Annotated in this window: 17 protein-coding genes and 2 pseudogenes; 6 read left to right on the top strand and 13 right to left on the bottom strand. The window is 44.0% G+C overall.

Annotated features, from left to right (window positions below):
• Window positions 1–157: 157 nt before the first annotated feature.
• The 3 genes and pseudogenes from AB6E08_RS13425 to AB6E08_RS13415 all read right to left on the bottom strand — a co-directional run.
• Window positions 158–1,630, bottom strand: a pseudogene (locus AB6E08_RS13425) (ABC transporter permease); the annotation flags it as partial.
• A gap of 8 nt (window positions 1,631–1,638) precedes the next feature.
• Entirely contained in the window at window positions 1,639–2,097 is a 459-nt protein-coding gene (locus AB6E08_RS13420; RefSeq protein WP_372159996.1) for an ATP-binding cassette domain-containing protein, read from the bottom strand.
• Window positions 1,995–2,351, bottom strand: coding sequence for an ATP-binding cassette domain-containing protein (locus AB6E08_RS13415; protein WP_372159994.1), 357 nt, complete (start codon window positions 2,349–2,351; stop codon window positions 1,995–1,997). The genes AB6E08_RS13420 and AB6E08_RS13415 overlap by 103 nt, the downstream gene beginning before the upstream one ends.
• 560 nt (window positions 2,352–2,911) lie before the next feature.
• Between AB6E08_RS13415 and AB6E08_RS13410 the strand changes: the two genes are divergently transcribed.
• The gene (locus AB6E08_RS13410; RefSeq protein WP_372064380.1) at window positions 2,912–3,772 is read left to right on the top strand and encodes a phosphate/phosphite/phosphonate ABC transporter substrate-binding protein; all 861 of its coding nucleotides are present in this window, start codon (window positions 2,912–2,914) and stop codon (window positions 3,770–3,772) included.
• 18 nt (window positions 3,773–3,790) lie between these two features.
• Entirely contained in the window at window positions 3,791–5,971 is a 2,181-nt protein-coding gene (locus AB6E08_RS13405; RefSeq protein ID WP_372064382.1) for an EAL domain-containing protein, read from the top strand.
• 83 nt (window positions 5,972–6,054) lie between these two features.
• Here AB6E08_RS13405 and AB6E08_RS13400 read toward each other — a convergent pair whose 3' ends face one another.
• The gene (locus AB6E08_RS13400) at window positions 6,055–7,041 is read right to left on the bottom strand and encodes a zinc-dependent alcohol dehydrogenase family protein (protein ID WP_372064384.1); all 987 of its coding nucleotides are present in this window, start codon (window positions 7,039–7,041) and stop codon (window positions 6,055–6,057) included.
• Window positions 7,042–7,061: 20 nt separating this feature from the next.
• Window positions 7,062–7,850, bottom strand: a complete 789-nt coding sequence (locus AB6E08_RS13395) for a phytanoyl-CoA dioxygenase family protein (protein WP_372064386.1) — start codon at window positions 7,848–7,850, stop codon at window positions 7,062–7,064.
• Between the two features lie 568 nt (window positions 7,851–8,418).
• Here AB6E08_RS13395 and AB6E08_RS13390 point away from each other — a divergent pair.
• The gene (locus tag AB6E08_RS13390) at window positions 8,419–9,609 is read left to right on the top strand and encodes a GGDEF domain-containing protein (protein ID WP_372064388.1); all 1,191 of its coding nucleotides are present in this window, start codon (window positions 8,419–8,421) and stop codon (window positions 9,607–9,609) included.
• Here the strand turns inward: AB6E08_RS13390 and AB6E08_RS13385 are convergent.
• From AB6E08_RS13385 to AB6E08_RS13370, 4 genes are all read right to left on the bottom strand, one after another.
• Window positions 9,596–10,477 (bottom strand): multidrug transporter, encoded by an 882-nt coding sequence (locus tag AB6E08_RS13385; RefSeq protein WP_372064390.1) that lies wholly within the window; start codon window positions 10,475–10,477, stop codon window positions 9,596–9,598. The genes AB6E08_RS13390 and AB6E08_RS13385 overlap by 14 nt on opposite strands.
• A 122-nt stretch (window positions 10,478–10,599) precedes the next feature.
• Window positions 10,600–11,931 (bottom strand): MFS transporter, encoded by a 1,332-nt coding sequence (locus AB6E08_RS13380; protein WP_372064392.1) that lies wholly within the window; start codon window positions 11,929–11,931, stop codon window positions 10,600–10,602.
• Between the two features lie 217 nt (window positions 11,932–12,148).
• Window positions 12,149–13,660, bottom strand: coding sequence for a DUF1214 domain-containing protein (locus AB6E08_RS13375; protein ID WP_372064394.1), 1,512 nt, complete (start codon window positions 13,658–13,660; stop codon window positions 12,149–12,151).
• Window positions 13,661–13,765: 105 nt separating this feature from the next.
• Window positions 13,766–14,554: a hypothetical protein gene (locus AB6E08_RS13370; RefSeq protein WP_012600238.1), complete on the bottom strand. Its 789-nt coding sequence runs from the start codon at window positions 14,552–14,554 to the stop codon at window positions 13,766–13,768.
• A 130-nt stretch (window positions 14,555–14,684) separates the two neighbouring features.
• Here AB6E08_RS13370 and AB6E08_RS13365 point away from each other — a divergent pair, with 130 nt between their 5' ends.
• Complete coding sequence (locus AB6E08_RS13365) at window positions 14,685–15,611, top strand: LysR family transcriptional regulator (protein ID WP_009845787.1); 927 nt, start codon at window positions 14,685–14,687, stop codon at window positions 15,609–15,611.
• A gap of 43 nt (window positions 15,612–15,654) precedes the next feature.
• On the opposite strand, the gene AB6E08_RS13360 is transcribed toward AB6E08_RS13365, so the two are convergent.
• Together AB6E08_RS13360 and AB6E08_RS13355 are read right to left on the bottom strand one after the other, a co-directional pair.
• Window positions 15,655–18,312, bottom strand: a complete 2,658-nt coding sequence (locus tag AB6E08_RS13360) for a response regulator (protein ID WP_372064396.1) — start codon at window positions 18,310–18,312, stop codon at window positions 15,655–15,657.
• Window positions 18,309–19,496, bottom strand: a pseudogene (locus AB6E08_RS13355) (acyl-homoserine-lactone synthase). Before AB6E08_RS13355 ends, AB6E08_RS13360 begins: the two are co-directional and overlap by 4 nt.
• Window positions 19,497–19,924: 428 nt before the next feature.
• Between AB6E08_RS13355 and AB6E08_RS13350 the strand changes: the two are divergent.
• Window positions 19,925–20,317: a cystatin domain-containing protein gene (locus tag AB6E08_RS13350; protein WP_372064398.1), complete on the top strand. Its 393-nt coding sequence runs from the start codon at window positions 19,925–19,927 to the stop codon at window positions 20,315–20,317.
• A gap of 122 nt (window positions 20,318–20,439) precedes the next feature.
• Here the strand turns inward: AB6E08_RS13350 and AB6E08_RS13345 are convergent, their stop codons facing one another.
• The gene (locus AB6E08_RS13345; RefSeq protein ID WP_372064400.1) at window positions 20,440–21,018 is read right to left on the bottom strand and encodes a hypothetical protein; all 579 of its coding nucleotides are present in this window, start codon (window positions 21,016–21,018) and stop codon (window positions 20,440–20,442) included.
• 223 nt (window positions 21,019–21,241) lie between these two features.
• Window positions 21,242–22,840 carry an isocitrate lyase gene (locus AB6E08_RS13340; RefSeq protein WP_017097741.1) on the bottom strand — a complete coding sequence of 533 codons (1,599 nt, stop codon included), beginning with the start codon at window positions 22,838–22,840 and terminating at the stop codon, window positions 21,242–21,244.
• A 141-nt stretch (window positions 22,841–22,981) separates the two neighbouring features.
• Between AB6E08_RS13340 and AB6E08_RS13335 the strand changes: the two genes are divergently transcribed.
• The gene (locus tag AB6E08_RS13335) at window positions 22,982–23,935 is read left to right on the top strand and encodes a LysR family transcriptional regulator (RefSeq protein ID WP_009845781.1); all 954 of its coding nucleotides are present in this window, start codon (window positions 22,982–22,984) and stop codon (window positions 23,933–23,935) included.
• Window positions 23,936–23,975: the final 40 nt, after the last annotated feature.

The raw sequence follows: 23,975 nt of genomic DNA, 5'->3' as shown, positions 1-23,975 counted from the left end.
GGAAGTGGAAATGCTAACAGACTTCGATGAATGTCTAAGCTACCCAGTTGGCTGGTAACAACGTTAAACATTCTTTAAACACCATTTAAGCCTAGCGTTTTGAGCATTTACAGTTGTGCTCAATTTACTAGGCTTTGTTGTTCAAACGCCGAGGCGCGCTACAAGGGGAGATAAGTTCACGCAGCTCAGCGAACAGGTATTGTATTAACCCCGATTGGGTGCGTTTTTCGCTCCAGTTCGCTAGAACGCTGAGCGTTTTGGGCAGATACAAAGGAATCGACACCACTAACACACCGAGCCATGCCATGGTGAAGCGATGATGTTCGCTCAGCCATAACCCTGCTAACGCGACAATGGTTAATACTGCCCCGATAACAAACAGCTGATTTTCGTTAGACGCTTCCGGTGCTTGATAGAAACCTCCATGAGAAGAGAGGGGTTGTCGTACCCGCTGTTTAAAATGCTGCCAACAGGCGACAAGCGTTGCGGCCAGCGTGAGTAGCAATGCCTGCACTAACCATTGCCACTGCCATGTGCCGGGAAGCAGTGTCGCACCATAAAGTTGCTCAAGCGTTATCGCGACGGTGGGATGTAGCCAATGGCTGAGTTGAATGCCGAGAATGAAACCAAGCGACGCGCCCAGTGTGACTAAAAGAATCAGCTCGACTAACAGAGCTGAAAACACGATGCTTGGCGCAATCCCAGCTTGTTGAATTTGCACCAACAGCCGATTACGTTTCAGTAAACTGTACTTCACACCGTTGTAAGCGATGAATAGGCCAACCAAAAACGCCAACAAACTCATGGCGGTGAGATTGAGGTGAAAGCTATCGGTAATTGAACCGAGATCCGTGCTTTGGTTGTTGGAAATCCATTGCCCTTGCTCGCCGATAAGGCTTCGCCACTTATCCTGAGTATTGCTGTTCGTGTCGCTCTTGGTGTCAAAAATAGCGATATAGCTCAGTTGGCCTTGCTTGTTAAGCAGTTGCTGAGCGAACCCAATGTCCATCAACATTCGGCTTCCCAGTTGCCATTCATCTGGTAGCACTACTACTTGGGTGAGCACTTCATCGAAAGTGAGTACGTCTACTTCTCCCAAGTTCTGGTGTTGTGATTGGCTCATCATCACAATGGGTTCACCCGCTAAGAGTTGCGGCAAAGGTAAGGCATTGTCGAACAGGGAAATGTTTGGCTCTTTGGTTTGAGTGTTGCTTTTTTCGTCGACGCGAGCGTGACGAGATCTTGAAGTGAGGGCGGCGATCAACTCACTGCCTTGAACTGACCAACGTCGACCTTGTTCATCCCTTACTCGCCCTTCTATAACAGGTAGCGCTGCGCTTAATCCACTTTGCCTTAAACTGAAGTAGAGCGATTCCGGCAAATAGTTTTGCCCTGCTGGTGGAATGATAAGGTTCTGCGCTTGAGTGCTAAGTTGCTCGGTCGACTCTGCATAACTGCGCTTGGCATTGAGGTTGATGGCTTGCACAGCGACAAACAAGGTGACCGCTAACACAATGCCGATCAGAATCGCTGCGGCTTGCAATGGTGATTGCCGATAGTGCGCCGCGAATAGATTCAACGTCAGCTTTGTATGAGTCAGCTGGTTCTGAGCGAAGTCTGTTTGCTTCATTGGATTACTCACAACGCTGCTGCTCTTGGGGTTAGCTCCGCGTTCCTTAAACAACCATCATCTAACACCAATTTTGTCTGCATAAAGCTGGCACATTCTGGGCTGTGCGTAACCAAAAGCACCGCAGTGTTGCCTTGAGTGGTGATTTCACTCAGCAGCTTCATTACCTCAATGCCTGCTTTGTGGTCGAGGTTGCCTGTGGGTTCATCGGCAAGCAGTAGTTTGGGTTTATGGGCAAGCGCTCGCGCTATTGCGACTCGTTGTTGCTGACCGCCAGAGAGTGCAGATACGTGTCTTTCGAGTAGCTCACTGATGCCCAATGCATCAACTAAATAATCGCACCAGTCGCTCCATTTTTGTTGATTTAAATGGAGCGGGAAGGCGATGTTTGTTTTACGTTGAGTGGGGTTAGTAAGTTGAACTGTTGAAAGATCACGCCTAGTTTTTGATGGCGGAATCGGCTCCACTGTGGATCTCTCCAATCTGATGTGTTCTCGCCATCAAGCCACAATTCTCCACCAGATAGTTCGCCACCGGATAGAGGCTCAAACCCCGCAATGATATTCAGCAGAGTACTTTTCCCACTGCCACTCGCCCCTGTTAAAGCCACGCTTGCCCCTGTCGCTAAAGCGAAGTCGACATTGTCCAGCACGTGATGGGTATCTTTACCATCAACAAAGCTTTTTCTGGCATGTGTGAGTGTGACAATTGGGCTTTCCATTTCTTCTCCTTAGAACCAAAAACATAACCAAAAATGACAATCTAAACGTGTCGTTTCTGTTGAACTACCGCAATGGCAACCTCTATAAAACTGTAGACAACAATTTCAAATAATAGAGCGATTTATATCGAATTATTAATAACTTGTACTTCGAAAAGAGGGAAATAGATCAGTGTGAGGAGGAATACAGGTGTTAGTGGGAGCTTAGAGTCACCTAGGAGGCTTTTGGGTTTTTCGTCAGATGGTTCGTGACCACGTTTATGATCTTAGAGTAAAGACTATTTGCTCAATATTTTCACGTAAGAAGACGCAATAACAACTTGCTGTTAACGTAATGAGATTAATTTATTCGCGATTGTGTACTTACACCACTAATCGCTAATACAAGATGGCAGATTCTATGATTTTCGAATATTATAGTTTTAATATTGGGATAAATATCACATTTTGGTGCGTGCATGTTTAGTTGTCAGTCCATTTGTAAACAGTTCGTTATACTGCTAGCAGTAATTGTTTGTTCGCTTTTCACTGTATCCGCTAGTGCAGACACGAAAAGCACCTTGCGTGAAGAAACAATAATCATAGGGGTTATTAGCTCTAACCCAAAAAAAGCATTCAAACGTGCTCAGCCTTTTGCTGATTACTTAGCTGAAAATCTATCTAACGATGGTATCAAAACAGGCCAAGTTGTTGTCGCCCGCGACTCTCGTCAAATGGCTCGTTGGATAAAAAGCGGTCAGGTAGATCTGGTTTCTGAAACGGTGTTTGCAGCACAGGAATTAATGCAATATTCGGGTGCTGAACTTTTAGCAAGACGATGGAAAAGCGGTGTGGCGGAATATCATTCAATCTTCTTTTCCAAACGCAATAACGGGGTCGACTCCCTAGGTGACCTGCGAGGTAAAACGGTTGTCTTTGAGGATGTCGGTTCTACTAGTGCATTTCTTGTCCCTGCGGCGATACTGCTTGGGCAAGGATATAAGCTCTATGAGCTAAGCTCCCCTAGAGAATATCCACCGAAAGACAAGGTGGGTTATTTTTTCTCCGATGAATATTCAAAGTCTGGAGGAGAATCTAACATGATGAGCTGGGTTCATCGTAATATTGTTGCGTCAGCTGCATTTAGTAATCTCGATTGGGAGAAAGAAATTCCCGAGCAGGTAAAACAACAGTTACAGGTAATCCATACTTCTCAAGCGATTCCCCGCTCACTAGTACTAATACGCCCTGATCTCTCCTCCGAACTTAAGCAAAACATGCTCTTAGTATTGCTTGCGACTCATGAAAGTGAGGAAGGTAAACAGGCTTTGAAAGCCTATAAGAAGACGAAAAAGTTTGATGCTATCACACCAGAGATTGTAGAAAGCATTTCTTGGGCGGAAGCGCAAAAACGACTGGTTGATGAATACATCTCCCGTTAACTAGAGAAGTTATTGCTTATGAAGTTAAAAGGTAAATTGGTTCTCGGAAACATGCTTATGGTCGTTTTGACTATGGGCTGCCTTTCCTTGTCTCAGTGGCTGATATCTTCATACTATAGTGATGAAATTCTGGAAGAAACGGCAACGAATATTGCAGAGAACTTTACTTCCCAAGCTCAGAGTCAAGCAGAACAAACGGTTGAGTACCTCTCAGATGCACTTTTTGATCCGATGTATTTTTATGATATCGATAATATTAACTCCATTTTAGAGCCTGCCTTTGAAAATAAAGATGTCATATTCATAAAGGTTTTTGATGCTAATGGTCTGATAGTTCATACAGGAGAAGATGTAGTACTCGGTTATGGCTCCAACTTGGATATGCCAAGGGTGCAAGAAAATGTCTTGAATAAGCAAGAAGCTTACACAGAAAACAATTCATCAGCACTGATTGTTGCACGGCCAATCACGATGAATAAGACTCGGTTAGGTGGCATAGTGATGGGCTACTCCTTAAAGGCTGTGAAAGACGATATCGAGAAAAATAACACCATTATCAAGGATATTACTGAGTCAAGTAGAAGCTATAGCGCGGTGTTGAGCATAATCTTGACAATGTTCATGTGTTTGGTGAGCTTACTCTTTTCCATGTTATTAGCTAAGACGATGATTCGTCCGATTAATCAACTCCTACAACATTCGAAACGCATCAGTAAAGGGGTTTTTCAAGTATCAAACAATATACAGCGCAGTGATGAACTCGGAGAGCTTGCTCAGGCATTTGATAGGATGGATTCAAGCCTCAAGCAACGGAATGAGGAAGTAGAGTTTTTAGCTTACAACGACCCACTGACTAAGTTACCGAATCGCTCTCAGTTTATTAAATGTCTTGAACTATGTATTCATCGATGCAAACAGTCAAAAGAGGTGTTTGCGGTTTTCTTTATCGATTTGGACGAGTTTAAACGTGTCAATGACAACCTTGGACATCAAGCTGGAGATGAGCTGTTAAGTGAAGTGGCTCAGACATTAACTAACTCGCTAAAAAAAATGGGGCAAATGACTACAAAGGAAGAGCCTCAATGCATGATTGCAAGAGTTGGGGGGGATGAGTTTTTACTTCGCTTATCAGGAGTTAAGACACAGGATACAGTATCTAAGTTTGCCTCTGATATTGTGCACTCACTAAAACAGCCGATTTACCTCAATTCCGTAGGTGAATCGGTAGTGGTTGGAGCGAGTGTTGCCGTTGCTTTATATCCAGACTCGGGAAATACCTCTGAAGACTTGGTGAAAAGTGCGGACATGGCAATGTACAGCGCCAAAGAGAATGGTAAAGGTAGGTACTGTTTCTTCAACCAAGAAATCGAACAGAAGATACTCGCAAGAGGAGTCATCGAAAAGGAACTTAGATCTGCGATAGATGATTTTTCTCAGTTTAGGCTTTTATATCAACCAAAGTTTGACCTGAAAACAGGGCATGTCGTTGGAGTTGAAGCCCTTATACGTTGGCATCACCCTACAAAAGGCAATATTTCTCCAATTGAGTTCATTCCTATCGCTGAAGCCACGGATATTATTCATACACTTGGTGATTGGATAGTAATGCAAGCCTGCAAAGATATTCAGGAGTGGGATTTTAGACATCACCTTCCTCCCGAATTTTATGTTGCGATAAACCTGTCTCCAAAGCAGCTCTATGGTGATAAGGCACTCCGAACATTCCAATATCAAACAAAAAAACATCAAGTTGAAGTGACAAGGTTACATATAGAAGTAACCGAAACGGCCCTAATGTTTGATAAGGTAAGTGCAAAGAAAACGTTGGACGACCTTAGGAGTATGGGGATCAAAGTCTGGTTAGATGATTTTGGCACCGGATACTCTTCACTAGGGTTCTTACGAGAGTTCAATATTGATGGTTTGAAAATTGACCGAAGCTTTGTCAATGATCTTGAGTGCGATATGAATGACCGAGCTCTATGTGCTGCAGTTGTTTCAATGGCTCACCAGCTAGGTATTAAGGTCGTTGCTGAAGGAATTGAAACAACTGTCCAGTCAAGCTTCTTAGCGCAATCGGACTGTGACTACGGACAAGGTTATCTCTTAGCCAAACCTATGTGTGCGGAAACGCTGTCGAAAAAACTTGAAACTGGGTTGAGCAAACCGAAACATACAAACGTTATTTATTTGAAGTGATTACGTCTTTTAACCTCCCCCGTTTAACGCAGTGTTAGGAGGGTTACCTAACACGAGCGCAAGTTATCGCGATCAACGATGTACTAAGGAAGCAATATGATCTTGCCATCTAATCGTGTGGTTTTCGATTCAATAAGATCAATCGCGGTTTGCACTTCATCGAATGGCAGGTAGCGGTCGACGTCGAGCTGTATGTCGTTTGTGATGAAGTGATCTAGCATGGTTGTGAATTTATCACGGCGCACATCTTTGCCTTCAGCCTCTTCCCAATAACGTAAGAAGAAGGTGCTGAAATCGATGTGTTGGCTTTTCGCGTACTCAAAGAAGCGTGGCTCGTAAAAATCCAACGACAGCGTCCCATAGTTGATAAAACGCCCTTTGTTGCCAAGGGTGTGAATAAGATCGGTTCCGGGTGAGCCGCCAATCGCATCAAAGGCAACGGTTGGCATCGGCAAGCCTAACGCCTTAATTTGAGAAGCTAAATCGTCGTTTGCATCTAACACCCAACTGGAAGTGGCTAGGCATTGTTCCGGCTGTGATGTAACGACAATGATTTTAAAGCCGAGTGATACTGATAACTGGGAGAAGATCTTACCGATGGCAGAGCTGCCTGCGTTGATGATCAACACATCTTCTTGGGTCAGCTTAGCCACTTCTGTCGTCAACACCCATGCAGTTAGCGCATTAATGTACAACTGACAGGCGTAGCCATTGTCTAGATGCTGAGGAATTTGGAGCAGGTCATCTGGTGATGCATCGACATAGTTCTGCCACGTTCCACTGGTTGCCACAAGCACACGCTGGTTTACTGCAAACTCAGCATTGCTGGATTCTATAACCCTTCCTACCGCTTCAAATCCCGGTACTCTCGGCGGCTGGTGGCTATGTTTGTATTGGCCCACACCATAAATCGACAACAAATCACTAGGGTTGATGTTAGTCGCTTCAATTTGTACGCGAACTTTATCTTTGTCTAATGCCCCTAAAGCGACATGTTCTAACTTGAGAGATTCTTTTGGCTGACCGAAACGGAACTGGCTAATTCGGGTATTTTGCTTAGTGTCAGTCATAGTTCGGATACCTTTATGGGTTATGAGTGTTGCATCGATTTTAATTGTAGCGTGTTCATAAACAATCTTGGGTCGGTAATATTGCTCAACATAGCTGGTGTTGGTAAACAGTCATCATCAACGTAGTCGACATAGTCCGCCGCCGAATCAAAGATCAAAATATCCAAAGCCAAACGATCCAAACCATATCGGCCTCGGTGGATCATATCCGCTGAAAAAACCAATAAGTCACCGGCGGCTAATGGTATCTGCTTACCACCAGAGATGTCATCGCTGCTCACTTTGCCGTTTTCTTCTTGGCGAACATTGTACTCTTCTTCGTTATCCCAACGTTTGTGCGTGCCGGGGATAAGCTCCATACCGGGCTCATCAAAAAGGGGGACTCGCAGATGCAATACCTGGGTTTCCATGATGACTTTCATTTGGTCATCAACGTCGTAGTCGTATTGACAGTCACGATGCCAGAAGTCTTTTTGTTGCGGATTTACCGGGTTGAAGAACAGCTGTGTATTCATGAATGCTGGTTTGTTTGGAATCACCGCATCAACCACGTTCATCACTTGTTTTGAGCTGATGAAGTCAAAAAGCACACTTCTATCGTCGGCAGGCAAATACTCGCTTCCCGTAATTAAAGACGAGTTAAATGCTTCTTCTTTATAGAATTCTTCGTTGTCTGCTTTCCATGATTCATGGAATTTCAGCACGACTTTTCTAAGCGATGCAATTTGAGCTTCATCGAAATAATTTCTGATAACAAAGTAACCATGTTCGTCGTAACGGTCACTTAATTGTTGGCTGTTTTCTACCACTGACTACCTTCGTTCATTCTTTGCTGTGTAATAACTAGGGGCTGTTGACCTTTCGTGGTTAAGTTTTGTTCGAGATAAAATCGTTTTAGGCGCGGCGAAGAGTATGTAGCCTAGTCATTCTAAGCAAACATTCTTCAACAAAGCATAAACGATTTTAGCTGAACCCTTCGGGCAGCTCTTGTGGTTCATTTCTACTGCGTTATCGGCTTTTTATGTAGGCCAGCTACACGTCAAAGCCTCTTCCTTGTATAAATTTTCCACAAGATGCTGCAAAACCCAGCTCGAAAGGTCAACAGCCCCTAGAGATTTCTTGGGCGCATAATGCCAGACAGTTGTCATTCAACCAAGTAACGAGTGCAGAAGCCTGTAGATTCAGTGATGCGATAAAGCTCTATGGGGGCGAGTGTTACATGCCTATCCATATCATGGACTCATGCGATAAAAATCTCCGCATATGTGATCTATCCCTTATTTTATAAAATGAAAAGATTCATATGGTGAATGTTTTTGTGGTTTGCATGATTATTGACCATGTTGAAATTTGGTTGTGTATGGAAGATAGAAAATCATGGATGGTTTTTCGCTGGATATGAGAACGCTTAATTTTATTATTATTTTGTTCTCTTTCACTTACTGCATTGGCTTATTGCTGTTCCAATTTACGCAACAGCCAATTAAAGGGCTCTCTAGCTTTTCCCTTTCAATATTTGTTATTGGAACTGGGCCGTTGATGTTGAGCCTAAGGGGGGAGTTACCGGATTGGGTCACTGTTATTGGTGCCAATATGGTCATTGCGCTAGGCTTTCATCTCGCTTTGTATAGCTTATGTTTGTTTCGAGAATACTCTCTCAAATGCACCTACCTCAGTAGTCTAATGATGTTGGCTCTTTTGCCATGTTTTATTTACTTCACGTTCTATGAGCCTTCCATCAAGGCTCGAATTATCCTCATTAGTTTATATCTGGCTTTTGTGACTCTTTGCACTGCCTTTGCGGTATTAAAGGGCCGGCGTGATGACTTGACTCTAGGTATTCGGATGATGGCCTTGTCATTTACGATATATGGCGGGTTTATGGTTTTTCGAGTCGTGGTGACACTATTCTCCGCTGAGCTCCAGGATTTCATGGCGGCCACTCTCATTCATCAACTTGCCTTTTTAGTGAGCATCGTTCTTATTGTGTCGATGAGCTTTACAATGCTTTGGCTGATTAATGCAAGGTTGCTTAGTTCTATTCATGACCTGTCTTACAGCGATCCTCTAACGGTACTGGGAAACCGCAGAGCATTAGATGAGATAGTTCCAGTTATCATGAAGCAGGCGGAGACTGCGCCTGTCAGTGCCATTATGATGGATATTGATAACTTTAAGTCGATTAATGACCAACACGGACACATTGTGGGTGACCTCGTCATCAAGTCTTTTGCTGAAATGGTTCAAAGTGCGATAAAAACATCACCCAAAGCCAGTGCGTTTCGTTTTGGCGGAGACGAGATAATGATTTTATTGCCCAATGTTAATTTCCTACAAGCACAGGCTATTGCTTGTAAGCTGCGGTTGTCTATTTCAGAGATCTCAGCAGTGCAAGGAATTGAGATGTTTCTGACGTCGAGTTTTGGTGTTGCTCAGCTTCACCCACATGAGAGTTGGAATGGGTTTATTAGCCGAGCCGACAAAGCGTTATATCAAGCGAAAACAAACGGTCGCAATATGACTTCAATTTGTCCTAGTCATATTAACGAGCTCGTCACTGCCACATAACCAATACTGCTGCGATAGAAAGCAAAATGAGCGCAAGAATGTCTTTGCGCGCGATGCTTTGTCCCAACCAGAAATAGGATATCAACACCATGAAGATCACTTCGACTTGCCCGAGTGTCTTTACGTACGGCACGGCTTGAAGCGACATCGCGCTAAACCAACCCAGAGAACCGATAACACTCGCTAGGCTTGTCATTACGACCAGTTTCGACTTCTTGAATATCTGGCGCAGCGTGTCGCGTTTTCTGAAAAAGAGATACGTACAGATAATCACTGTCTGAAGGGAAATAACGAGGAACAGCACCCATGCGGCGCTATGAGGGAAGGGCAGCCCTATGCTCAAGCTTGCTTCACGTACCCAAAGAGACGTTAAAGCAAAAGCGGTGCTACAAGCCATACCTAATAAGAACACTTTCGGGGACAAGCTTCGCCAGCCAGAAGCGCTACTCATGATTAGTACGCCTAACGTGCCAATAAGCACGCCAATCCAACCTGTTAATGTTAAAGCAGTTCCAAAAAACAATACGGATAACACAGCAGATACGGGGGCTTCACACTTGGCTAAGCCTGCTCCTATCGCATAGTTTTCGAGCTTAAATAACATCACCATTAAGCCCGTCGCGAGGATCTGCATAATGGCTGCTGCAATAATGTAGAAAACAAACTCACCCGAAAAATCAGGTGTGGATACTGGCTTCCATTGATAGAGGACGCACAGATAAATTAAGGCGATTGGGCCTGCCCAGATAAAACGTGCCAGCGTCACACCAGCAACACTCATGGTGCCACTTAACTTGCTTTGAAAGGCATTGCGCCAAGATTGGCTGAAGGCTGCGAGAAGAGTAAAAGCTATCCAACTAAAAGACATGACGCTTCCATGTGTTATGTAATTTGATGATTATCTTAACAAAGAATCACATGATAAGAAGCGACATGGTCTATTTATAGCCAGAGGCTCATTTTACTCTCCATTCAGTATCAGTACGTTCTTCAAAAGATCGGCTGTTTTTTGTTTTTGAAATAGAACAACGCGCTAATCAAAACGAACAATAAGGTGAAGTAATAGAAAAACGAAGACAGTGAAGCTAAGAAAGCGAGGTTCTGTTCTATTTCTTGTTCGGTGTAGCCCTGAGACACCAGTTTATAGTAGTAAGCGTACAAAATGCCGATCAGCCCATATCCGAGATTAAACATCAGGCCTTTAAAGCTGAGGACAGTGGCTCGGTTGTGTGATTCGGTTTTTTTATTCAGGTGGTAGCTAATGAAAATGTTCATCGTCATGATAATAAAAATCAGTACTAGTGCTGGAATAACCCCGTAAATCGTCCAACCTAAACTGATCCAATAATAAGTCGCCATGCTTGCTAAACCCATAACCACAATGAAGGTTTTAGGCTCCATGCTTTCTGCTAGCCTACGGCTTTGCCCCGCCAATATGATTTTAAGCAAACTGATCCCCGCGCCAATAAAACCGAAGTAGATAATAGGAATATTGATGGCGAGATAATATTGGCTGTTCATGGTTAGGAACATTCTTGAGGTGTGTTCGAACAGGCTGTAATACAACAACATGAACAGCACGTAAGGCGTAGCAAGTACCCACTTACCTGTGTCAGCTGTTAATTTAAGGCTGGCGATGGTGGTTGCCAATTTGGTTTGGTCGCTTGGCATTACCTTTTTCTCTTCGCGCATATTAATCGCGGCATAGATGGCGATCATCGCTACAAATAGGGTGGCGAACACAGGAATACGCATCAGATCTTTAGTGCTTTCTGGTTCAGATAGTCCAAGGAAATGAAAGATGTTCGCCATAAAGTTCACGTCGTACATCGCCGCGCCAATTAGTGTGACAAAGATACCGACCGTTGAGGCGACACGAAGCTGAATTTGCAGCACTCGCGGCCACAACTCTTCATTGCCTTGTTCTTTTAAGGTGTCGTAAGCCAATGCCTCGTCAGCACCGCTGGCCAGTGCCATCGCTAAGCCACTGAGAATCCGGTTAATTAGAAAGACTATGAATACCAAGTCGGGGTTTCCGGTTGGTACTAGCGCTATCATGGCGATCTCAACAAACATCACAATCGAAGACAGCACCACCAGTTTCTTGCGGCCTAAGGTATCGGCGAATGCACCCGACGGTACTTCAGCAAGCACAATGGTGGCCGCCCAAACTACATTGAGCATCGCGAATTGAGACAGGGTTAACCCGTAATCTAAATAAAGTAGGGTGAATATAGGGTAGTAAAAACGCGCAAAGTAGCTGCTTCTAAACATTAAGAAGTAGCGGACATTGGGAATGTTAAGGATCTCTTTGAGCGTCATGATAATTTCAGTAATTTAGATAACACATTATTATGTATAACCCTTTTACTCTTTTAAATCATGGAATTGTTTCAAGAATCAGAAAAACAACTAGTTGAGTTTATTTCGCAGCGCCTTTGAAGGCTAGAAAGGTAGCAGGATTAAAAAGAGGAGCGCTGAGGCTCCTCTTTTATCGTAGGCCGCAGTGAACTTTATCGTTAGTACATAGACTTAACGGCTAGTCCACGCGCTTAAAGTTAGGCAATAAGGTTTCTGGCTGTTGCGCTATAAATGCTTTACTTGGTGAGTAAGCGCGGAAGTAAACAAACCAGTTTTCATCTTCTCGGGTTTGCACCCAATTCGCTTCATTTACACCAGCAGGCTTAGTTGGCGAGAAGTGGAAGGTGTAATTGCCTTGCGAATCTTTAACTGTCCCTTCAATGTTAGAACCCACGTCGGCACGCTCAATTTCGTTGTCGATGATGGCGCGGTTCTCGACGTTGTAGACAGTGATGGTCCAGAATAAATCGGCGAAATTTACATCTCCATCTAGCGTCAAAGTATAGTGGTTACTGCCATTTAGCCCTTTGCCATTGTCGTCACGGTAGTTGTCTAGGTAGATCTGTCCCCAACCGCCGTTCTCAAATCCATGCATTGCAATGTCGTTAGTGACGGCTTCATAAAACCAAGCTGCACGTCCATCGAGGTCCATACCATAGTGACGGTCTTGGTTTGGTGTTGAAGCCGTTGCGATTTCCCACGAATTCCCTTCTTTGCCATAAGCCGCGTGTGGTAGACGTTCAGTCTTGTTGAAATCGATGTTTTTAACCATAGCTTCACCCATGATTACAGCTTGTTCTAAGATGTCACGCTGCTGAGCTGATGGAGTAAATGCTTTGCCTTTTTCAATACCTAGTGGGCGTAACATGTCGTGCATCATGCGGTCGCGCTCTGCTACAGGTTCGGCTTGGATCGCTTCATTCAAGGTCTCCCAAAATGCCATACCACGTGGGTGCTTAGCATCGTCACCACGTTCAGGGAAGTTCACGCCTTTGCTACTGAGCGGCTTGCCGTTAAGGTCAGTAATTTTTAATGCTTCTAAGTCTTTCATACGTTGCTGATCTGACTTAGCCATTAAGCGAACACCCAAGAAAACATTATTGGTATCAGACTCAAATACTTTTGCGCCTTTTGGCAGGTTACTCGGCGTTTCAGAACCTTTCGCTTTTACCACGTAGACGCCCGGCTCAGTCATCTGAGAAATACCGATTTGCCACATGGTGTGTACCGCGCCACGCAGTTCATTTGTGGGTATTTCTATAACAACGGGCTCTTTCTCTACGTTAAACCAAGTAATCGCGTAAGGCGTAGAGGTATTGTAAGTTAAACCTCCTAGCTTAGATTCATGAGACTCAACATAAGTAATTTGACCATCCTCTGCCCCCATGTCGGCATAGGCTTGTTTCCATGCGTAGTTTGACACCAAAGGCACGGACCAAATGTAAGCTTGTGACGCGCGTTGATAGTCCATCAGTTCAAACAGTTTTGCAGAGCTTTCTTGTGTTGGAATGCCATGAAGAAAGTCGGTTTCGAAAGTAAAGTCACCTGCACGCGTTTGGATCGTTTCTGTCGTATCACCGTTGCCTGCTATCGCTGTGGCTGAAAACAAGGCTGTTACAGAAACTAGCATGGCAGCTGAGCGTAATGGGCAAGTGAAACTACCAATAAAGGCTTTAGATATCATATTCATAATGTGTCCTCAAAACTCAAAATTATTCGTCAAAACGGGAATGGCTCGTCGAACAGAAATCATTGGTTCAAACTGAAAGAGCTCATCCAAGCAGAAAGTGACTGCTTAAAACTGATAGTTAAATTCGATGCGGTGATCACCGTCTTCGATACTGGTGTTTTCTGTCCAATTTGCAAAATAACGAACGTTCGCCCTTGGGTTAATCTGGTAGCTCGCAGCAAACTCATGTGCGAGTACAGAATCACTGCCCTCGAATCCATAATCTTTGAACGTTGATGAACCAGACATCGTGCCTAAATACATAGGGTTATAGTTCAACCAAATCTTGTCGGTAAGTTGCATTTTTGCGTACATACCCGCCACGTAGAAAGTGCCGTGCATGTTGTAGCGATCACGAAGTTGATCCGCGTCGAGGTTGCCTCCAGAGCCTTCAACCAACTCCTCACCTGCAGCAACACCAACACCCGCAAGCGGATAGAAGTTAAACATGCCCATTTGTGGAAGAGCCTGTATAAAGCTATATGACGCACTACCTTGATTACTATCGAAATCCCAAGACATATCGACTTGTGTGCCTCGACCATTGGTTAAGTCTACGCCGAAGTTTCTGAAACGAATCGAATCGATAGTGTCATCTGCGCCTCGGTTATTCCAACCAATGGCTTCACCAGCGATGCCTTTGACTTCGAAGACATTCATACCCATGGTCGTATCGCTACCAGTGTCATAGGTTTGCCCGATTTTCAGGTTTAAGCCTTTGTCTGTGTAACCGAAGCCACCTTGTGTATAGACGGCTAACGGATCTGACATATCTTGAATTTCGGCTTCTTCCGCGAACGCGACACTTGCCAGAAACAAAGGAGTTAGAGAAAGGATTGAACGTTGTAATAACATAGATGCCTCATAAATTTATCTCACTACATCCGTGTACTGCGTGAAGGTGAGGTAACTATACAAAGTGGACATCGTTAAGTTAATTCATATAAACTTAACCATTCGTTAAGTATTGGTTTATGGTTTGGGTATGAAACTGAATAACGTCGATTTGAACTTATTGAAAGTGTTTGTGGTGGTGTATCAGGAAAAAAGCTTGCGCAAAGCAGCTGAAAAGCTGTTTGTCTCGACACCAGCGGTAAGCCAAAGCGTCAAAAAGCTTAAGGAATCATTAGGTGAAGAGCTATTTGTTTTGTCCAATAAGCAGTTTCTCCCGACGCCTTATTCTGATGAACTGTATCGACGTGTATTTCCACTATTGGACGGGTTGGTCACGGCGATAGAAGAGGGTAAACAGTTTACTCCTGCCGAACTAAGCGAAGATTTTAAGATAGAGGCGAACCCGCACCTTTTGCCTTGGTTAACACCCTCTCTGTTTCATCAACTCTCAGATGAAAGTCCACTTTCGAGGTTGATTAGTCATACTAGCTCCCAAGATTCACTGGAAAGACTTAAGAGTGACGAGATTGATTTTGTTATTCACTTTGAAGCTGAAAACCTGCCCGCCGAGATCATTGCTGTGCCTCTCGTGACCCTAAAATTTGTATTGGCAGTAAGAGTCGACCATCCTTTTAAAGAGGATGTAGCACAGATTGATGATTTGTTGTCCTTTCCATTTGCGCATGTTGACCTTGCTTACTTCGATCAAAACAAACACTCGCGATTGGAAGAAGAAGTTTTAAGCCAAGGTAAATCGATTAATATGGCGCTTCGAACGACGTCAGTTGTTGGGTTAATAGAAACGATTAAGCATTCCAACATGATCGCACCCTGCATGCCTCCGGTGATCGAACAGCACAAGGGAGTATTGCGCTCGATTGTGATTGAAGGATTAGAAGAAGATGCAGAGAAAATGGAGGTATTTGCCTATCTTCATAAGAAAAACCAACATTCTGCCAAATACAAGTGGTTACTGGATTTGATCGAAACAGCGATGATTGAGGCCAACCATCAGTGAGTTCTAATCGTTTTTTTTCATTGATTCACTTAACCGTAGTCAGCTATTCATTTTCTGTTTCTTTAGAAGCGTTTGGCGCCCAGCCTTTCTCTAGCCAGTTGTCCAGTAGGTGTTGCAGTGCGTTCAAAGAGGTTGGCTTCTCTAGGCGACCGTCCATCAGTTTTCTGATCATGTCTAGCTCTCGTTGTCCTGATTCACCAGACAAAGCAATAATTGGTGTTTGAGGTGAGCGCGCCTTGATGATCTGGCTTGCGTCAAAGCCATTCATTATCGGCATTTGTACATCCATTAAGATCAAATCAACTTTGTGTGATCTGAACAGCTCGACAGCATTTTCCCCGTTTTTAGCTTGCAAGCTATTTACGCCAAGTCGGCTCAGGTACATCTGAACAAGCGTGCGTTGCACTTCTTTGTCATCAACAATAAGTACCGTCGGTGCAAGATGGCTTGATGCTGGTTGATTTTCTGCTTGCGTGCGTTCTGTTTGCTTACTTTCTGTTAGCGTACTTGCCGGTTCAGGTTCTATATCACCGCTTGGAGTTTGGCTCTCTGGTTTTACATCAGCTTCGGCTTTATCTTCCGTCGATTGGTTGTGTTTCCAACCGTTGAAATAAGGCGTACGCAGCGTCTCCGCTTTTGGAGCATTGGGTACAATAGGGAAGTACAGGTGAAACTCAGTAAATTCACCAAGTTTGGAATGGCATTCCACTCTGCCACCAAATGAGCGCATCACTCGTTGGCAATACCCCAGTCCTAAGCCGCTACCACCGCTTTTTTGGAAAGAGAAAAAGTCATCAAAGACCTTATGAACAATGGCTTCGTCAATGCCGGGGCCGGTATCACGAAATGTGAGAACGTTCTCGTAAGATCCTGTTTTGGTGCTGATCTCAATTTGGCTGTCTGGGTAAGAATCAAAGTAATAGATTGCATTGCGTATCAGATTGAAAATGACGAAGTTGAATAGAGTTTCATTTAGTTTTGCCACAAAATCAGCGTGTTGTGGTAAACGAATTCGCTCAATGATCTTCTCGTTCTCAAAGCCATAGTGGCTGACGGCTTGGTCCACGGCCTTGTGGATAGATGTCATGGTGATTGGTCCATGCTCAGGCGAGCTATCACTGACTTCTCGTAAGATGATATCAATCAGTTGCCGCCCGCGTTGAATCGCTGCTTGGCCATTCTCAATGTCAGTCAAGATTTGTTGAGTTGGTGCTTGATTATCAATGTGCTGTTTTAGTAGTTCAAATTGCAGTTGCACTTGAGCGAGTGGGTTACGCATCTCATGAGCGATCGAGTTAGCAAGAGCACGACTTTGGCGAATTCGTCTATCGGCTTCGATGGTGCTTTGTACACGCGTTAACAAGGTTTGCAGTGCAGAGATTTCTTCATTAGAGAACATACGATTGTTGCTTTTGTGCGATGATACTAGCAAGTGTGTGACTGATTTTTTGTGTCCGAATAGTGGCATTACCAACGCGGTGTTGTTCGAACTCATCTTGTCATAAAGTGCTTTTAGCGACCGTTTAGCGAGCGCAGTATCATCTAGCTCTTCAGAAAGCTCATCGAACACTAGAACGGACTCTTTGCTAGATAGGTAATCTTCGTAGAAGGTTTCGTTGTAATTACTGTTAACTAGTCGAAGCTTATCTTCTGGGATTTGCAGTTGGCGACCTAAACGACGCATGGCATCGTCAATCGACAACTTAAAGCCTTCTTCTAATGCGAGTATCTGTTGTACCGGTGTCTTTTTGTTTCTATAGACAAGCAATGAGGAGTAAGGACTTACACGTTTGTAGATTGGACTCCATGTAATGCCGATAATTGCGCAGATGGGTATCGCTAATAGCCATTGGTTACCGTCAGTTAGGGGAATAAATACCGTACAAAAAGGTATCACTAAAATTGCACACACCAGCAGCACATTAAGGCTTATGTATGTAAGGTATTTAAAACTGTAGAAGCGAGAGGTCAGCAGAGCATAGCCTACAAACAACATCTCACTGAGCGACAACGCTGGGGGGAGCCAGGTGAGCGAGAAATCACGTAGGAAATAGGCAACGCCAATGTGAATCGTTGCTGTAGATAGCATGAATACCAAGATACCTGTAATCATGTAGTTGGTTTTGGCTAATGTTAGTTTGCTGCTATTGGCACGCATGGTCACTAGATTAGTCAGTGTAAGGGCAATCAAGCTGATAACCCCAATGAAAAAGTAGGGTGTATGCGGGCCAAACTCGATCACGAATTGGCTTGGAGCCGTAATGGTGACATCTTCTACCGTTAACCCTGGGGTCAAATTGATATAGAAAGAGTAGCCCGTCATGCTCGCGAGAATGGTTTGTTGCCACCTATGGATTTTACCACTGCGGTTTTCGGCTGCGAGCTGACACGAGAAGTAATACGCAAAGGCAAAAGCAAGGAAAGAGCTGAGGTTGGCCAACTTTGCTGCGAATATGGCTGCTGTGGTACCAAGTCCTGGCAAAAAGCCGGTGTGGAAGTAGGCATTACTGCTGATCCACGTAATAATACAGATGGAATATGCGATGTAAGGTACATGGTGTGTCCCCACTATCGCTTCGTTCTTTTGTTTAAGGCGATAACAATAGTAGAACAGCCACATTACAACAACAGCGACCGTTGCAAGCAGAGTGATGGCTTTAGCAAAGAATATCGCCTCTAGCCCAAGATCAAACGTCTTCATATTATTTGCCACGCTGTATTTTTATTTTCACGGAGGCACCGTCTATAGTCTCGAAAGTTGACATGATTGAATGCCTTCAACATCAGTTCAATATTCCATAACCCGCGGTAAGTCAGTAAGTTCGTTTCGTTCAAGTCACAAGACCCTAGCGGCAAGTATGCTTGTGGTTCGATAGCCTTGTAAAAATTGAGTATCAAAGGTTGATCTATAATGGTGAAACCAATTTTATAGCTCGCTTGATGTAACAAGTTAAGCATCTCTTTTTGAGCAAGATAAAGGAAGTAGACTTTTTGTTGAATATTTCCACTCACGGTTAGGCGTAGAATTTCACATACAGCTTGCATTTCGGCTAATTGTAATTGGAACTTATTATCGAACTCTGGAATAGAGTCACACTTTGATAGGGCCGGTTGAGTAAAAATATGTAGCTCTGCCAGTCCCTTATAACCACGTCTGGATAAACCGTACTTCCATTTGTCGTTGCTAAACATGGGGGCGTAGCTTAGCCAAGTCTCATTTTTTGACTAGTCCTGAATTAGGGCTGAAGAGACTAGGGTTGGAAAGGCTTCATCTGTTGGGTGTTTGAGTAGAATAAAGTGCTTACCTGTTTGTGATAAGTGGAGTAAAGGCAGCATCTCATACCACTTCTCACCTTTAATAAAAACCTCAAGGTTGCTTAAAGCAATAGCATCGTTGATTGGTATTCCTTGAGGGCGACTTGGCGTTTGTACTAAGAGTGGGCTATTTTCTATTTGGTCAATGATTACACCATAGTAAGCACTATCTTTAATGGGCAGATCTATAGGATAAGGGGCATGGGTGCTCAATGGTAATTTTGCTTTGATTGCGGAAATTTCACATTCACACCAAAAGTCCAACCAATGCATATAGCATTGTCCTACCGCTTCCTCTAAGAGAGCAACTTCTGCGGATAAGGTATTTGGATAGCGCTGAACCAGATCGCGGTAGTCCATCACTTCAAACATTACTGAGTCGCTTTTTGTTTGATGTTCAGGGAAAAGCAATTCTATTTGGCTTCGACGATGTTCTGCCACTGTTTTGAAAAGAGCCGTGCGCTGTTGCGGTTGATAAGTGTCGAGTACGAGTTCAACCAGAGCGTGTTGTTGTTTTTCGATAGGCAGGCTGCTAGCCAACAGTGAACCTAAAGACGACATTAATTCCATGTAGTGAACCGCCTAAGTTTATCCAATTGTTTTTATGTGACTTATACCCGTTTATGAGAGATGTATCTATGGCTGATGTTTGAGAGTAGTTACTTTATAAAGTTGCCCTAACTTTTTGTGCGTTTAGTTTCTCAAAAACAAGCTGCATTTAAAGTGGGAGTTTACTACTTGTACTAATCCTAAACAACATGGTTTCGCCATTTTTCAATCAATTCATGAACCCCTAAATTAGTGTATTCTCAAATACTTACTTGTCTGCTTATTGTCCGGCTTTGGTTTTCTGACAGTGCTCTGTATTTACAGATTAGTTACAACATAATTTCTGATGAAGTGATGACATTCGAGGTTTAAGCTTGCCTGCATATGAAACATCATTACGGGTAATCTCTCGTAAATGACTGACTGAATGAACGATGTAGAGAGGATTTATGAAAAAAGTACGATTAACATCATTACTTGGATTAGCAACTGTGTTTAGTGTTGCTGTGTTAGCTGGATGCAGTCAGGAGTCTGATGCTCCCGTGCAACCGCAAGAGAAAGCGAATCCGATCTGTAGCACTAAAAACCTGACAGGTGGTTGGTCGCAAAGCGCTATCACACCACAAGCTAAGCAAGCTTTAGACGCAGTTCTTAGTCAAATGAACACTTCAGCTGAGCTCAAGCAGATCTTGAGTGTTCGAACTCAGGTTGTCGCGGGTTTGAACTATGCGATCGAGTTTGAAATGGATAATGGTGAAGTGTGGAATACCGTTGTGTATCGTTCGCTACAAGGTGACATTGAAATGACGCAACCTGCACAGCAAGGTCGTCTGTGTCTATAGATTAACTGGTCCATAAATTAACAGGTCTATTGATTAACTAGCATGTAAATAACTTCGTACATAAATAATGGCTCCTATTTAGGAGCCATTTTTATTCTACTTAGAGGCGTTTTTAAACGTTACTAGTTTGCCAATGCGGGTTCCGATAACTCTTGAACACAAGCACGGCTGATGTCTTCATCAATGTAGGCCATCCCAAGTTTATTCAGATAGTCCATACGATCGGCTGAGCGAAGCTCGATGTCGGGGCCTGCGATGTTGTTCTCTTGATAGATCTCAGTTAAGTGAGCCATGAATTGCTCGCCAACACTCATCATTAATAGGCTTATTGCGCCTACATCCGGTCTGACTTTTTCTTGTTGTTTGTCAGATAGATTGACGGCTAACACGATAGGGCGCTCTTCACCCTCAAAACGAGTGCTGCGTTCGCGAATGGTTTGCTGAGCCCAGTAGTAGGCCAGTTCTTTGCTCTGGGTAAGAAACACTGGTTCAACTGATTCGGTGTAGTTGTTGCCAATGGTTGCCATGGTTTTTGAAGCGGCTTCATTGAGTGCTTTGTCTCCTGAGCGTTTCAGCCCTTGGCTTTGGATTGAAGCGAGCAAGGCTGAAGATGTGCCGTGATACCAAGTATCACCAGTAGCGAAACCATTTTCTGACAGTAGTGTTTTAGCATCTTGTAGGTGTGTCGGTATTGAAGTCATAGGCACTCTCAATAAGTAGGCATATCAATAAATAGGAAAATCAACAAACAGGAATGTGATCAGTGTAAACAGAATTTTTCAAGGTCACAGTGGAGTGGAACACAAATTTGAGGCTTTGAGATGAAGCCGGCAGTACAAGCTTCATCCCAAAACCTCCTCCCTCCCAGCACCTAACAGGGAAAAAGGGAGGGGGAGATTCTAGAGGGGGAAACGCTGTTAACGATTAATCAAATTGATTAGACGTATTCGCTTCACCCGCTGCTTTTAGTGCATTTTCACCAGCAAAGTATTCTTTGTGGTCATCACCCATGTCTGAACCAGACATGTTTTGGTGTTTAACACATGCGATACCTTGGCGAATCTCTTTACGTTGAACATTAGCAACGTAGCCCAACATGCCTTGGTCACCGAAGTATTCTTTTGCAAGGTTGTCGGTAGACAGTGCTGCTGTGTGGTAAGTCGGCAGAGTAATCAAGTGGTGGAAGATACCCGCTTCGCGAGATGCGTCCGCTTGGAATGTACGAATCTTCTCGTCAGCGCTTGCAGACAGTTCAGTTTCATCGTATTCCGCACTCATTAGGCTTGCACGGTCGTAAGCTGATACATCTTTACCTGCTGCTGCCATTGCATCGTATGCTTGTTGGCGGAAGTTTAATGTCCAGTTGAATGATGGAGAGTTGTTGTAAACCAGTTTCGCATTAGGGTGTACTTCACGTACGCCGTCCATCATCTCTTTGATTTGACCTATGTGTGGTTTCTCAGTCTCAATCCAAAGCAGATCAGCACCCGCGTTGATTGCTTCAATACAGTCGAATACACAGCGGTCTTCACCAGTACCTTCGCGGAATTGGTATAAGCCTGAAGGCAGACGCTTAGGACGAACTAGCTTGCCGTCACGGTTGAAGCAAACATCACCTTCAGCCATATCTGCAACATCAATCTCTTCAACATCTAGGTATGAGTTGTAGATGTCACCTTGGTCGCCTGGCTCTTTCACTACCGCGATTTCTTTTGTTAGGCCTGCACCTTGTGAATCGGTACGAGCAACGATGATGCCGTTGTCGATGCCTAGTTCAAGGAAAGCATAACGAAGTGCGCGAAGTTTTGCGTGGAAATCAGCATGAGGAACCGTTACTTTGCCGTCTTGGTGACCACATTGCTTCTCATCGGCTACTTGGTTTTCGATTTGTAGACAACATGCACCCGCTTCAATCATCTGCTTAGCCATTAGGTAAGTCGCTTCTGCGTTACCGAAACCTGCATCGATATCGGCAATGATTGGTACTACGTGTGTTACGTGGTTGTCGATTTTGTCTTGGATTTGGTCTTGTAGATTCACATCACCCGCTTCACGTGCTGCGTCTAGCTGACGGAACAAGCCACCTAGTTCACGAGCATCCGCTTGACGTAGGAAGGTGTATAGCTCTTCTACTAGGCCTGCAACTGACGTTTTCTCATGCATAGATTGGTCTGGAAGTGGACCGAAGTCAGAGCGAAGTGCTGCTACCATCCAACCTGAAAGGTATAGGTAACGACGGTCTGTCTTGCCATCAAAGTGCTTCTTAATAGAAATCAGCTTTTGTTGGCCGATGAAACCGTGCCAGCAACCCAGAGACTGAGTGTATTGAGAGCTGTCTTCGTCGTAAGCCGCCATGTCTGCACGCATAATATCTGCCGTGTATTGCGCAATATCCAGACCTGTTTTGAATTTGTTTTGAGCTCGCATACGAGCTGCAGATTCAGGGTTGATTGCATCCCATGGAGCACCAGCAGCGCTTTTTGCAACTTCAATCTTTTCGATATCTTGTGTAATTTGCGACATAACTATTCCTTAGTTTCACGTGGACATGTTGGCCAATTTGGCGAGGTCATTCGATTTGGATTAAATCTAACCATGGACAAAGAATAACCATGTATGTGATAATTTTGTTAATTTATAGTTATTATATTCGGTATTTTTCTTATGAATATTGCTCGTATAGACCTTAATTTACTTGTGTATTTAGACATGTTGCTACGTGAAAGAAACGTAACACGAGCAGCAAATCAGTTAGGAATCACTCAGCCAGCCATGAGTAATGGCCTGCGTCGATTGCGCGATCTGTTTGAAGACCCGCTGTTGGTGAGAACCAGTGAAGGGATGATACCGACCGAGCGAGCACATAAACTGCAACCATTGATTCGAAACATCTTGGCGAATGTAGAAAAGACATTGCAACCGACCACGGAGTTTAATGCAGAAGACAGTGAGCGTGTGTTTCGTATCATGGCGAGTGACTATGCTGAGTCGACCATTATTCAGCCGCTATTGAAAAAGTTGAGCGAGATAGCACCGAAAATACGCTTGGATATCATGACGCCAAGTGACGTGAGTTATCAGGATGTGGAGCAAGGCACTGTTGATATTATCATCAACCGTTTTGACGACATTCCACAGTCGTTCCATCAGATGAGCCTTTGGCACGATGGGTTCTCTTGCTTATTTAGCTGTGATAACCCGATAGCCGACAACTTCGATATTTTGTCTTATCTAAAGGCGCAACATATCTGGGTAAGTAAGACGGGTATGGGCACAGGTGTCGGGATCAACCCAAGCGAAGCGCAAAAGCTTGGTTGGATAGATGAAGCATTAATGCGTATTGGCAAAACGCGTAACATCACGGTGTTCACACGACACTACCTGTCGGCGATTCTCTTCGCTCAACAGAAGAACCTGATCCTGACCATTCCAACCAAAGCGGCACAATTGCAGCGCAACAACCCTCGGTTGTTAATCAAACCTGCGCCATTTGCTATTGAACCCTTTGAGGTAAAAATGGCTTGGAGTCCATTATTACAAACCAATCCTGACCATCAGTGGATGCGTCGTTTGATTAAAAGTGTCGCCAATGAAATCGAGAGTGGTGTGACGGAATAACACAATTTGTAGGGTATTTTTTATATGAATATCCAGTATA

Origin of the sequence: Vibrio sp. 10N.247.310.24, from assembly GCF_041467175.1 — a bacterium.
Taxonomy (GTDB): Bacteria; Pseudomonadota; Gammaproteobacteria; order Enterobacterales; family Vibrionaceae; genus Vibrio; species Vibrio tasmaniensis_A.
The sequence above is the reverse complement of the archived record's forward strand: the minus strand, read 5'-3'. Positions and strand labels throughout refer to the sequence as shown.